Source organism: Ignatzschineria sp. PL_is040, assembly GCF_055813795.1.
In genome coordinates this window covers 100,761-114,106 of sequence record NZ_JBVPGU010000002.1, presented here as the reverse complement: position 1 = coordinate 114,106, position 13,346 = coordinate 100,761, and the positions used below count along the sequence as shown (strand labels likewise).

Below are 13,346 nucleotides of genomic sequence, written 5' to 3'. Positions count from 1 at the left end.
AATCTCTACTCCTCTTTTTCAGCTTCTTCGTCTGTTTTGGGATCTACTTTGGGGTCTACTTTTTTCGCTTGTTTCTCTAAAGCATTTAAGGTTCCACGTAAGATATTGATCTCTTCTTGCGTTAAAGCCGCCTTTTTATAGAGCTTTCGTACCTTGCGCATGAGATGCTTAGGATTATTGGAGTCAAGAAAGTCACTTTCGATCATCACTCGTTCTAGGTGGGAGAAGAGCCCTTCTAATGCTTCGTGAGTTGCAGGAAGTTCACCGGCATAGTGCGGGGCTTTAATGATCGCTTTTGCTTTCTCTTGTGAGAGTAGTCGGCGCAAATCATAAGCAACAATCTGGATTGCTTGAGAGATGTTGAGAGAATTGTAATTATTTTCTGTCGGGATATAGAAGAGTTTATCGCAGATATCGACCTCTTCATTAGTTAACCCCGTTCTCTCTGTACCAAAGAGGATTGCAATCTTTGCATCAGGAGTTTGTGAGAGAATTGAGCGGATCTCTTCAATACCCTCTTCAATAGGGAGCTCTGGCTTACCGATATGGCGACTTCTAGCGCTAGTGCCGAAGATATATTGACAATCGGCAACCGCCTCAGAGAGTGTCTCAGTGACTATGGCATTTTCTAAGACATCAAGAGCACCACTTGCTAGGGCAGTGGCCTCTTTACTTGGGAATTTGTGAGGATTCACTAACGTTAAGTTATATAATCCCATCACCCGCATCGCTCGTGCTGCCGCGCCGATATTTCCGGGATGTGTCGTATTAACCATAACAATTTTAATAGCTTGCAGTGGGGATTCATTGTGCATGAGTTGGCTCGCTTTTATGCTTTTAATGATATATTGACGCCCTAAGTAGGGAGTGGGGATCTAATCGCTGTTAAAATAGAGCGGAAACTCTCTTTATTCCCCTTCATTATTCCCCTTCAAGTTGCTCATTATATTTATTGGTTAAAAAGCATCAGTAAAGTATGCATCAGTAAAATAGAAAAGCAGAAGAGGGGGGGATCTTTGAAGGAGGTATTCGCTCTATTAAAATTATTTATTTTATTTATCCTACACTCTCTGATTTTAATGAAGAGAGCTAGAATGATCTAAGATCAATCTTCAATTCGAATCATGACTTCGAATCATGAACTCGATTAAACGCCGATTTCAAACGCCGATTGAATTTCGAACTCATTTTAATATGGGTTAGGATTATAGCAACTATTAACATAAGAGAGGACAAGATGCCTAAAAACTTTATACAAGATATCGCCGGACGCCTTCATGATGCGCTCCCTGATGGGGTAAAAAATGCCGGTGGCGAAGTGGAGAAATTAGTCAAAGAGGGGGTTGATTCAGCCTTGAGTAATTTTAAATTTGTTCGCTATGAAGAGTTTGAGATTCAAGAGAAGGTTCTATTGAAGACAAGAGAGAAAGTGGAGTTGTTGACGCAGCGCGTGGCAGAGCTAGAAGCGAAACTTGATCAGCTTTTGTTAGATAACGGGCTGGCTGAAAGTGATGATGCTTCTATCTTATTAGCGGACTCTTCAAGGGAATTGCCAGAAGATTAATCGGAGATCGATAAGGGGCAATAAGCGATTTCTCCATGGTGATAAATGGAGATGGGAAAAGTATTAAACGCGCGATGAAAGAGCGATTAATAGCTCATTGGTGAAGAATAAAGTAGAGGTTAAAAGCAGATTGAGCGAAGGAAGATAAAGCAGGATTTAGAAGCTGTGGTGCTATTCAATCGATGCTAAATGAAGTACTATATTCACAAATTTTGTTGAGTCTCAAATCTAATATAAAGGAAGTGTATAGTTATGAGTCAAGCCCCTAAATATAAGCGCATTTTATTGAAGCTCAGTGGCGAGGCATTAATGGGTGACGCCGATTATGGTATCGATCCAGTGACAATTGGACGTATTGCCGATGAGATCAAGGCATTAAACCGTATTGGTGTTGAGGTCGGAGTTGTAATCGGTGGTGGGAATATCTTTCGTGGGGCAGGATTAGCAGAAGCGGGGATGGATCGTGTTGCTGGTGATCATATGGGGATGTTGGCAACTGTGATGAACTCATTAGCGCTTCAAGATGCACTGGAATCTCGGGATGTTTACGTTCGTGTGATGAGCGCTATTCGTATCAATGAAGTGTGTGAAGATTATCTTCGTCGCCGTGCTGTTCGTCACCTTGAAAAAAAGAGAGTGACTATATTTGCCGCAGGTACCGGTAATCCGTTCTTTACAACAGACTCTGCCGCAGCACTTCGTGCGATTGAGATCAATGCTGAAATTATGTTGAAAGCGACAAAAGTAGATGGCGTCTATACTGCAGATCCGATGAAAGATCCTACCGCAACACGATATGACCACATTACTTTTACCGATGCACTCACTCAAAATTTAGGGGTTATGGATGCCACAGCCCTCGTGATGTGCCGTGAAAATAATCTCCCCATTAAGGTCTTTAATATCTTTAATGAAGGCGATCTAATGCGTATTGTAAAGGGTGAGCCGGTAGGAACTTTAGTATCAGAGACCGCTCCTGAATAGGAGTATGGTAAAATTATTCTAGTTTTTTAATAATCTTAAATAGTTTTAAAGTGTGAGATGCTCTGGCTCAGTAGCCCGTAGGCATCTCCTTTTTTAGAAAAATTGAACAACAGTTGAATAAAAATTGGAGAAAATTTAAATGACGCAAAATATCATCAAAGATGCAAAGACTCGTATGGATAAATCAGTTGATGCACTCGCTATTGCCCTTGGGAAGATTCGTACAGGACGTGCTCATATCTCAATTTTAGATCATATTGAAGTTGAATATTACGGCTCTATGGTGCCATTAAGTCAGGTTGCTAACTTAACAGTGCAAGACTCCCGAACTTTAGGTGTTGCACCATGGGAAAAACAGATGGTTGGCCCTATCGAAAAAGCGATTATCAATAGTGATTTAGGATTGAATCCTGCAACGACAGGTACTTTAATTAGAATCCCACTTCCACCATTAACAGAAGAGCGCCGTAAAGAGCTAGTGAAGTTAGTTGGTGGTGAAGCAGAACAAGCGAAAGTAGCAGTGCGTAATATTCGTCGTGATGCTAATAACCAGATCTCTGCTTTAGAGAAAGAGGGTGAGATTTCAGAAGATGTACAGCGCCGTACGGAAGATGAGATTCAGAAGTTAACTGACGCTACGATCAAAAAAATTGATGAAGTACTCGCAGCGAAAGAAGAAGAGTTAATGGAAATTTAAGCTAAGGGTTAAATGTGAGCGAAGGTAAAGAGCGCTGTCAACATGTTGCCATCATTATGGATGGCAATGGCCGTTGGGCTGAAAGAAATCGTTTAGCACGAGCATTAGGGCATCGAGCCGGTGTAAAAGCCGTTAAACGGAGCGTTGAGTGTGCAATTAAAAATGGTATTAAAGTCTTAACCGTTTATGCATTTTCAACGGAGAATTGGAAGAGACCCCAAGAGGAGGTCTCTTACTTAATGGATCTCTTTTACCAAACATTAGAGGGGCAACTCAAAGCACTTCATCGTGCGGGGGTTCGTCTCTCTTTTATTGGTGATCTCTCCCCGCTCTCTGTAAAGTTGCAGGAGAAGTTATTTGCTGCGGTAGAACTTACTCAAGAGAATGATGTGCTAGATTTTGTAGTTGCGATCAATTATGGCGGCCGGCAAGAGATCGTCAATGCTTGTAAGAATTTGGCTGAAGAGGTGGTTGCTGGAACGCTTGAGATCGATGAAATTACAGAGTCTCGATTTGAGAAAGCGCTAACAATGAGTGACCTTCCTCCTGTTGATCTCTTGATCCGTACAAGTGGAGAGCAGCGAATTAGCAACTTCTTAATTTGGCAGTTAGCTTATGCTGAACTCTACTTTATCGATTGCCATTGGCCCGATTTTGGTGAGAAAGAATTTGAGGCCGCCTTGGCTGAATTTTATCGTCGTGAACGACGATTTGGTGGGAGATAAATTATGAAGCAACGCATTATTACCGGCATTATTTTAGGGGTTGCGGCACTACTTGCTATCCTTTTTTTACCAACCTCTCTCTTCTCTCTCCTACTCTTTTTGATCTCGGTTATTGGGCTTTTTGAGTGGAGTAATCTCTTAAAGCTCTCAGGAATGCAGAAGGGAGTCTATATTGGTGTCGGTTCTATTACACTCCTACTTGTTGTTGGTGCGCTTTTATTGGGCAATCGCGAGACAGATCAGATTGTTGGTGGACTTGCGCTCTTTGTGCGCAGTAACCCACTCCTCTTTGGGCTTTTACTGCTGATGTCCCTCTTTTGGCTCATGATGCCTTTTATTCTCTCCATCTATGCGAGAAGGCCTCTCTCCTTTCTAACTAATAGAGAGTTTCTCTTCGTCGTCAGTATCCTTTCACTAGCTGCATTAATGATCACTTTAACGGTATTGCAGCAAGGGCTTATTCTGCTCCTCTACCTTATTTTATTGGTGATTATTGCCGATAGTGGTGCCTATTTTGTTGGACGGAAATTTGGTAAGAGAAAGTTGGCCGTCACCATTAGTCCAGGGAAGAGTGTTGAAGGTGCTATTGGCGGGATTGTTCTTGCAGGGCTCTTTTCTTTAGCGGCAATTCTCTACTTTACAAGTGATGAAACTGCGATCTTTATCGCTCAAGAACGAATGATGTTAATTCTTAATTTCGTCTCTTTGAGTCTTTTGGTAGTGATTATCTCTATCTCTGGCGATCTCTTTGAGAGTGTGGTGAAGCGTCATGCTGGAATGAAGGATAGTGGTAATATTTTGCCCGGCCATGGCGGGGTATTAGATCGTATTGATGCTTTAACGGCAGCAGCGCCGCTCTTCTTTGTAGGGTTAAGTTTTATATGAAAAAACAGATCTCTATTTTAGGTGCAACAGGTTCGATTGGTGATTCAACACTCAAGGTGATTCGCAACAATCGGGCGCTCTATCAAGTTCACTCTCTGGTTGCGAATCAGAGTGTTGATAAGATGATGCAATTCTGTCAGGAGTTTGAGCCTAAGTATGCAGTTTTAGAGAATGAATCTGCAGCTAACAGTCTTAAAAAATTGGTAGAATCCGCTAACTTACCAACGGTGGTGTTAGGGGGTGAGGCAGCTATTATTGAGCTTGTAACAGAGAGGGAAATAGATCTTGTTGTCGCGGCGATCGTGGGGGCAAAAGGGTTTCTCTCTAGTCTGTCAGCTGCTAGAGCAGGTAAGACCATTCTATTGGCGAATAAAGAGACGCTTGTTTTAGGGGGCGCACTCTTTATGGCGGAAGCGAAAGCCCATGGCGCGACGATTTTGCCAATTGATAGTGAGCATAATGCGCTCTTTCAATCCCTTCCTAAAAAAGGTGATGAGTTGAGTTATGAAGGCGTTAAACGTCTAATTCTAACTGCTTCCGGAGGGCCTTTCAGAGGTTATCAGCGACAAGATCTAGAGAAGGTAACATTAGAAGATGCTCTCAAGCACCCTAATTGGTCTATGGGGGCAAAGGTGACGATCGATTCGGCAACCTTGATGAATAAGGGGCTTGAATTGATCGAAGCACATTTTCTCTTCTCCATGCCGGTAGAGAAGTTGAGTGTTGTGGTTCATCCTCAAAGTATGATCCACTCATTGGTTGAGTATATAGATGGCTCTTTGATCTCTCAGATGGGTGCTGCTGATATGGCAATTCCTATCGCCCATGCATTAGCATATCCGCAACGAGTTGTATCGGGGGCATCCTACCTCGATTTAACAAAGATGTCGGCATTAACTTTTGAAGAGCCTGATCTTGTCACTTTTCCTGCACTTCGCCTTGCGCAGGAGTCTCTTATTGCCGGCACACCCTACTTAGTGGCACTCAATGCCGCTAATGAAATTTTTGTGTCGGCATTTTTAGCACAAAAAATCACCTTTGTTGAGATAGCGGATAAGGTGGCTGAAGTTTTAGATCGAGTGGTGATGTCAGCTAATGCATTACAGACAGAAGAGGCTCTTTTAGCGTATGATCAAGAGATTCGTCAGATGGCTAAGGCTCTCTGTTAAGTTGTAAAATTTTACTAAAAAGGCTGATCTTAAATGTCGATGTTGTTTAACTCTATCTTTGGTTTTTTAATTCTGATGGGTGTTTTGGTGACACTCCATGAGTTTGGCCATTTCTATGCAGCAAGAAAGTTAGGGTTTAAAGTCTTAACCTTTAGTATCGGTTTTGGGAAGAAAGTTTGGAGCCGCCGAGGCAAAGATGGTGTGGAGTATCGTATCGGCCTTATTCCGCTAGGTGGATATGTTGCGATGCTAGATGATCGCGTTCATAAAGTCGATCCGGTGGATCAGAGTAAGACTTTCAATGCGCAACCTATTTGGAAGCGTGCAGTTGTGATTGCTGCAGGCCCTCTAGTTAACCTTCTCTTTGCGATTATTCTTCTTTTTGGCCTCTATCTCTATGGAATGCCGGCATTTAAAGCAAAAATTGATACACCTCCGGTTCAATCTGTCTTTGCTGAGGCGGGATTTGAGCGAGGAGATGAGATTATTGCGGTTGAAGGCGCTTCCGTTAGAACCTTTGAAGAGATGATGATGCGTTTTGTAGAACATCTTAATGATGGTAAAGCAGATGTTGATGTTTTGCGAAATGGACGTCTAGAGCAGATAGAGATTAGAATGGATGAGCCCTTAAGGCTTAATGCGAATCAATATATCGATCAGCAATTAGGGATTAATCTCTACATGCCGAGAGTGCCGGCAAAAATTGGTGTTCTGACAGATGGTGGTGCAGGTAAGCTTGCAGGATTACAACTCGATGATGAGATTCTTAAAATCGGTAACCACCGTATCGATTCTTGGCAAGACCTTCTTTTAACAATGGCACAGTTAGAAGCTGCGTCAGATAATAAAGTTTTGCTACCGGTTGAGGTTTTGCGTAAAGGGCAGATTATTGAGGTGCCGGTTGAGTTGAACCGTAATGAGAGTGGTCGGTTTATGTTAGGAGTCGGTATTACGCAGCTCTCGCCGGAGGTTGCCGCTGAATTTGAGCAGATGCAGACATTGCAAAAGTATCCTCTTTTTGAGGCTTTTCAATATGCTATTGCTGATACTTATCAAAATTCCCTTATGATTTTTAAATTTATCGGTAGAATGATAACAGGTGATATTCACCCTAATGTGATGGCAGGCCCTGTAACGATTGCAGATGTTGCCGGCAAGAAACTTGATGCAGGCTGGGTTTACTTTATTCAATTGATGGCGCTCTTTAGCGTCAATCTCGGAATTTTAAACTTACTACCGATTCCGGTTCTAGATGGTGGGCGGTTAGTCGGTTTAGGAATTGAGGCGACGGTAGGTCGAGATAGAATCCCGCAAACACTCTCGATGCGAGTGATGCAGATCGGTGCTCTCTTCCTATTTCTATTTATGGCTTTTGTGATCTTTTATGATATTAGCAAGTGGTTCTAAATAGATAATTAATTGGAATTTTTGAAGTTATTCGGTATATTAACGCAGTTTATAGATGCATTTCTATGCCCTAATTATTAGAGAAAAATATAATGGCTATTGTCGATATAAAGAGAGTTTTTTTAGCTACGAGCTTAATGCTTGGGGCCGCAGCTTTTGCCCAAAAGTATGAAGTGAAAGATATTCGCGTAGAAGGATTAGAGCAGGTTAACCCGGGTGTTGTCTTTACCACTTTAGGTCTCAATCCAGATGCCCCAGTTCAGAAGGGGAATGTTAAAGATATCGTCGAGAAGCTTCATGCTACGGGACTTTTTAAAAATGTCACAGTGAAAACGCCCAATGGAAGAATTTTGGGGCGTACAAGGCCAAAATCGATCACAGTAGCAGTTCCGGTGCAAAAACAACCATCGACAGTGCGTGGTGCCGGCCCATTTGGCAATATCCGTACAGAGCCCGCTGAGCCTGAAATTGAATATATTTATGAAGAGATTCCCTGTACATTTGATGATCCCCGCTGTCAGCCAGTGGAATCCACTGTACGCTCTAATCTTATCGTTGAGGTAGAAGAGTATCCAGTTCTTTCTCGAGTCACCTTTAAAGGTAATCGTGATCTTAAAGATCCGCAGCTCAATCAGATTATTTCTGCAGCAAACCTTAAGGTAGGAGAGAGCCTTAAAGACTCTTCATTAGAAAATGCGAAAAACAATCTTCTTAAAGCTTATGAAACCCGTGGTAAATATGCGGTAAGAATTGAACCAAAGGTGATTGAATTGCCACGTAACCGAGCTGAGATTCAATTTGAGATCTCAGAAGGGCGAACAGGGCAGATTAAGAAAATTAATTTCACGGGTAATGAGAATGTCTCTGACAGTAAATTATTACGTCAGATGCGTGTTCGTGAATCGGGCTTTAGAACGATCTTCTCCTCCGGCGATCGTTACGACCCTTACACTATTCAAGATGAACTCGATCAAGTTCAACAATATTATCGTAATAATGGTTATCTCAAGGCTGAGGTCAACTACTCAAGTGCGACCATTAGCCCGAATCAGGATACGGTCTATCTTGATATCGATATTCATGAAGGGAAGCAATACCACTTTGGCGACTTCACCATTGTTGGAAACTATCCGAGCGTTGATAAAGAGGAGCTACTCTCCTTAATTGATATTAAACCGGGTTCACTCTATCGAGCTAAAACAGTTGAAGCAGCAGTTAAAACGTTGCAAGATCGATTAGGAAATGAGGGGTATGCTCAAGCGCGAGTCAACGCAATTCCTCGAATCAATGAAGAGACCGATACCGTTAGCTTCTCCTTTGCGATCGATCAAGGTGAACGTTACTACGTCAATCGTATCAATATTGAAGGTAATGAGCGAACGCAAGATGAGGTGTTCCGTAGAGAGTTACGACAAATGGAGGGTGGTCCATTTGTAACAAGTGATATCGAGCGCTCACGGGTTCGTATTCAGCGTCTTGCTCATGTGGAAGATGTTGAGGTCTTAACTGAGCCGGTCGAAGAGGGTGTGGTAGATCTTACCTACCGTGTTAAAGAACGTAGTGCCGGATCGATCACTTTCGGTTTAAGTTATGGTATGGATAGTAAGTTTGGTATTAATGCCGGCTTCAATCAACCAAACTTTATGGGAACAGGGCATGAGCTTAATGTTCAGGCTGAGACCAATAAGAGCGGTAGTTACTACGGCATCGATTATATGAATCCCTATTTTACGAAAGATGGATTAAGTGCAGGTGTCTCCTTAAGTTATAGTAAGCAGAAACATGACTATGACGATAGTGGTAACTATATTGCCGATGGACTCTCTCTAATGTTCAATTTCGGTTACCCGCTCTCTGAATATACTGCGATTCGTGCCGGAATTGGTTATGAGCAGTTAAAGCTTCGTACAACTCATGCGTCTCCGCATAAGATTGTTGAAGAGATTGCAAAACTAGATTGTGGAATGGCTTGTGCTAGTAGCCTTACTGAAGGGCGTCTCTATAAGGCCAAACTGAATCTCTATCGAGCGAATGTTGGAATCTATCGCGATACTCGAAATAGAACGATCTTCTCATCAGAGGGATCTCTCAATAGTGCAACGATTACGGGAACATTGCCGGGATCAGACTCTAAATTCTACAAATTACTCTTAAAACATCAGAGCTACTATCCATTGAGTGAGAATGAGGATTATGTATTCTCTCTCCGTGGCGATATCATGATGGGTTGGGGTTACGGGAATGATGGTGATACTTCACTTCCATTCTTTGAAAACTTCTATGCCGGTGGTTTAGGATCGGTTCGTGGTTATCGCGGAAGTTCAATCGGGCCAAAATATGAAAATGGCGACTCGATGGGAGGTTCATTGCGCTATAATGCGACAGCAGAATTGATTATGAAGGTTCCTGGATTCCAAGATAATAATGATGTTCGTTGGAGTCTCTTTGTAGATGCCGGGAATGTCACCTCAAAACCGAGTAAGCCAGAATTTGGAGATGTTAGTTATTCGGCGGGTGCGAGCTTTGTCTGGTTATCCCCACTTGGTCCACTTGCATTCTCCTATGCGAAACCATTTAAGACTCGTGAAGGTGATAGAGAGCAGAAATTTCAGTTCTCAATTGGTATCCCTTACTAAGTAGTGGTGAAAAGATAATGTTTAAAGGCATTTTAAGAAAGGGAGCAGCAGTACTATTAACTGCTGCTTTCATTGTTTTTACTCCTATCTCCTTAGCAAAAGAGCTGAAGATAGGCGTGGTTGATATTAATCTCTTATTAGAGAAATATATTGAACAGAAGGATATCTATTCACTTCTCAATGAGGAGTTCTTTGCAAGAGATCAATATCTTCTCAATAAGCGTGATCAGATTGAAAGTCTACGCCGGGAATTGATGAATGGTAATAATGAAGCCTCAGTTGCGCGTGAGTTAGAGCGCCATATTGTCAATCTTGAACGAGAGTTTGTCCGACTCAGTAATGATACGCGTCAGGAGTTCAATCTTCGTAAAAATGAGGAGCTCTATAAGCTACAAAGAGAGATCAATAACGCAATATTAGAATATGCGCAAGATCACGATTATGATCTGATTTTAGAGTCAGGATTACTCTTTTCTAAAGAGTCACTCTATTTAACAGAGCCGATCTTCCAAACATTAGTGAAGGAAGAGTCGCAAGAGAAAACGGAAGAGAAAAGCGAGAAGTAGATGACATTACAACAGATTTTTGATTACCTTATCTCAAAAGGTGAAGTGGTTGAGCTCCATGGTGATGGTGCAATTAATATTTTAGGACTCTCCACAATCCAACATGGAAAACCTAATACGCTCTCTTTTTTCCATAATCCCCGCTATCGTCAATATTTAGAGAGCACGGAAGCTTCTGCTATCTTAGTCGATGCTCGTAATTTTGAGCATGTTACTCAGCCGGCAATTATCTGTCAAAATACCCATGCCGCATGGGCCTATGTGACTCAGCTTTTTCAGGAAGATTATCGTAATTTTTCAGGAATCGATCCCACTGCGAGAATCGCGCCGACCGCAAAAATTGGTGAAAATGTGACGATCGGTGCTTACAGTGTGATTGGGGAGAATGTGATCATTGGCGATAATAGTTATATCGATGCCCACTGTATGATTGAGCGAGATGTGACGCTTGGTGAATCTTGCTACCTCTTTTCTAGCGTTACGGTCCGCTATGAGTGTCAATTAGGGGATCGAGTTGTTCTGCACCCTAATGCAGTGATCGGTGCTGAAGGTTTCGGTTTTGCCCGAACGAAAGCAGGTTATATTAAGGTTGCACAATTAGGGCGCGTGATCTTAGCGGATGATGTTGATATTGGTGCCGGCAGTTGTATCGATCGCGGTGCGATAGAAGATACGATTATTGGTAGAGGAACAAAGATCGATAACCATGTGCAGTTAGGGCATAACTGTATTGTTGGAGAGAATACTGTTATCGCGGGTTATACCGGTATTGCCGGTTCTACAGATATCGGAAACAATGTTGTTATTGGTGGCGGCGTTGGTATGAATGGTCATATGAAGATTGAGGATAATGTGGTTGTTACCGGTGGAACGCAGGTGAGTCAGCCACTTAAGTCAGGAAAGATCTACTCCTCCATTCCCCCTGTTTTGGAAAATCGCGAGTGGCGCTATAATAGTGCCCGCATTAAACGTTTGGGAGATCTCTTTGATCGGGTCAAAAAGCTAGAGGCTCAGTTAGGGCAGTTAGCAGCATTAGATCAGCCAAATAGAGAGAAGTAGAGAAGGTAAGCGGAGAGTAATAAGGAAGTAAAAAAGCGTTAGATTAAAAGCGTTAAAGTGTCACTAAAAAATTAGTGAATAGTTAGTGAAGAATCAGTGAAGAATTAGTGAAAACATTAAGTTAGATATCAGTTTAGATATTAGTTTAGATATTAAATAGAAGAGAATAGAGAATAATAATTATGAGCGATAACAAAGTAATCGATATCAATGAGATCATGACATATTTACCCCATCGATACCCTTTTTTAATGATTGATCGTGTACTTGACTTTACGCCAAATGAGACGTTACACGCTCGTAAAAATGTCACCTATAATGAGCCCTTCTTCCAAGGCCATTTTCCTGTTAAACCGATTATGCCTGGAGTGCTTATTTTAGAAGCATTAGCGCAAGCGACCGGCATATTGAGTTTTAAATCGGTTGAAGATTATGACTCTACTGATCAATCGATCTATTACTTTGTGGGTATTGATAAAGCTCGATTCCGTAGACCTGTTGAGCCGGGTGATGTATTAGATCTTAAAGTACAATTTCTTCGCGCAAAAAGAGGAATTTGGGCTTTTGAAGGGAAGGCATATGTTGATGGCAAATTAGTATGCCAAGCTGAATTGATGTGTACTCGCCGTGAGGCATTTGAATAATGAAAAAAGTATTAATACATCCAACCGCAGTGATCGATCCTTCTGCAAAATTGCATGAGAGTGTGGAAGTTGGACCTTATTGCGTTATTGGACCTGATGTAACGATTGGTAAAGATACGGTTTTGACTTCTCATGTTGTGATTCAAGGGCCTACAACGATTGGTGAGGGGAATACCTTCTATCAGTTCTGCTCGATTGGTGAAGTGCCACAGGATAAGAAGTTTAAAGCGGGAGATAAGGTCTTTCTAGAGATCGGTGATCGCAATACGATACGGGAATATGTCAGTATCAGTCGCGGAACGATCCAAGATAATGCTGTGACAAAGATCGGTGATGATAACTGGATTATGGCAACATGTCATATTGCTCATGATTGTATTGTGGGAAGTCGTACTATCTTTGCAAATGGCGCCTCTTTAGCAGGCCATGCCGTGATAGAAGATGATGTCATTCTCGGTGGCTATTCGATGATCTATCAACGCTGCCGTATTGGTGAAGGTGCAATTACAGGGTTCTCTTCCGGTATTCATCGGAATGTTCCTCCTTTTGTAACCGCCGCAGGATATCGTGCAGTTCCATCAGGAATTAACTCAGAAGGCTTGCGTCGAAGAGGGTTCTCACCTGAAGCGATTAAGGCAACGAAAGATGCTTATAAGGCGCTTTACCGCCAAGATCTCTCTCTTCAAGATGCGATCTTAAAGATTAAAGAGTTAGCAGTAGATGCCCCTCATCTTGAGAAGATGGTGAAGTTCTTAGAAGAGACGGAAGATCGCGGTATTATCCGTTAGTTGCTGACAAAAGATATCAGTTCAGAGAGTAGATTAAAAGGGGCTTAGTTCTCTTACTTTAATGACCTTTTGGGTACTTAATGAATGATGTTTAATATTTTATAATTAATAATGACACTTAATAGAGGAGAAGCGAAAGAGAGATCTTGTAGCTATTTCGATATCTATTAAGTGTTTTTCTTTTTTTCTTTTTTAATAAGATTGATAGCCGTAAATTTGATA

The 13,346-nt window shown here is 41.9% G+C and carries 13 protein-coding genes; 12 read left to right on the top strand and 1 reads right to left on the bottom strand.

The window, feature by feature from the left end; all coding sequences use genetic code 11:
* Positions 1–5: 5 nt before the first annotated feature.
* Positions 6–815 carry an RNA methyltransferase gene (locus AC0SAP_RS04130; protein WP_473383080.1) on the bottom strand — a complete coding sequence of 270 codons (810 nt, stop codon included), beginning with the start codon at positions 813–815 and terminating at the stop codon, positions 6–8.
* 422 nt (positions 816–1,237) lie between these two features.
* Here AC0SAP_RS04130 and AC0SAP_RS04125 point away from each other — a divergent pair, with 422 nt between their 5' ends.
* The 12 genes from AC0SAP_RS04125 to lpxA all read left to right on the top strand — a co-directional run bounded on the left by AC0SAP_RS04125 (position 1,238) and on the right by lpxA (position 13,124).
* Positions 1,238–1,564 (top strand): accessory factor UbiK family protein, encoded by a 327-nt coding sequence (locus AC0SAP_RS04125; protein ID WP_473383079.1) that lies wholly within the window; start codon positions 1,238–1,240, stop codon positions 1,562–1,564.
* A 252-nt stretch (positions 1,565–1,816) separates the two neighbouring features.
* Complete coding sequence (gene pyrH / locus AC0SAP_RS04120; protein ID WP_094566838.1) at positions 1,817–2,548, top strand: UMP kinase; 732 nt, start codon at positions 1,817–1,819, stop codon at positions 2,546–2,548.
* Positions 2,549–2,687: 139 nt separating this feature from the next.
* Positions 2,688–3,245 (top strand): ribosome recycling factor, encoded by a 558-nt coding sequence (gene frr, locus AC0SAP_RS04115; protein WP_286481198.1) that lies wholly within the window; start codon positions 2,688–2,690, stop codon positions 3,243–3,245.
* Between the two features lie 14 nt (positions 3,246–3,259).
* Entirely contained in the window at positions 3,260–3,970 is a 711-nt protein-coding gene (gene uppS / locus AC0SAP_RS04110; protein WP_286481197.1) for a polyprenyl diphosphate synthase, read from the top strand.
* 3 nt (positions 3,971–3,973) lie between these two features.
* Positions 3,974–4,855, top strand: coding sequence for a phosphatidate cytidylyltransferase (locus AC0SAP_RS04105; RefSeq protein ID WP_109235937.1), 882 nt, complete (start codon positions 3,974–3,976; stop codon positions 4,853–4,855).
* Positions 4,852–6,024 (top strand): 1-deoxy-D-xylulose-5-phosphate reductoisomerase, encoded by a 1,173-nt coding sequence (gene dxr, locus AC0SAP_RS04100; protein WP_473383077.1) that lies wholly within the window; start codon positions 4,852–4,854, stop codon positions 6,022–6,024. Before AC0SAP_RS04105 ends, dxr begins: the two co-directional genes overlap by 4 nt.
* 39 nt (positions 6,025–6,063) lie before the next feature.
* Entirely contained in the window at positions 6,064–7,431 is a 1,368-nt protein-coding gene (rseP, locus tag AC0SAP_RS04095; protein ID WP_473383075.1) for an RIP metalloprotease RseP, read from the top strand.
* A 92-nt stretch (positions 7,432–7,523) separates the two neighbouring features.
* Positions 7,524–10,067 carry an outer membrane protein assembly factor BamA gene (gene bamA / locus AC0SAP_RS04090; protein ID WP_473383074.1) on the top strand — a complete coding sequence of 848 codons (2,544 nt, stop codon included), beginning with the start codon at positions 7,524–7,526 and terminating at the stop codon, positions 10,065–10,067.
* 17 nt (positions 10,068–10,084) lie between these two features.
* Positions 10,085–10,633 (top strand): OmpH/Skp family outer membrane protein, encoded by a 549-nt coding sequence (locus tag AC0SAP_RS04085; RefSeq protein ID WP_094566844.1) that lies wholly within the window; start codon positions 10,085–10,087, stop codon positions 10,631–10,633.
* On the top strand, positions 10,634–11,692 hold the full coding sequence (gene lpxD / locus AC0SAP_RS04080) for a UDP-3-O-(3-hydroxymyristoyl)glucosamine N-acyltransferase (RefSeq protein ID WP_094566845.1): 1,059 nt from the start codon (positions 10,634–10,636) through the stop codon (positions 11,690–11,692).
* Between the two features lie 179 nt (positions 11,693–11,871).
* Entirely contained in the window at positions 11,872–12,336 is a 465-nt protein-coding gene (gene fabZ / locus AC0SAP_RS04075) for a 3-hydroxyacyl-ACP dehydratase FabZ (protein WP_369828055.1), read from the top strand.
* Positions 12,336–13,124, top strand: a complete 789-nt coding sequence (gene lpxA, locus AC0SAP_RS04070; protein WP_094566847.1) for an acyl-ACP--UDP-N-acetylglucosamine O-acyltransferase — start codon at positions 12,336–12,338, stop codon at positions 13,122–13,124. Before fabZ ends, lpxA begins: the two co-directional genes overlap by 1 nt.
* The last annotated feature ends 222 nt before the right edge of the window (positions 13,125–13,346 follow it).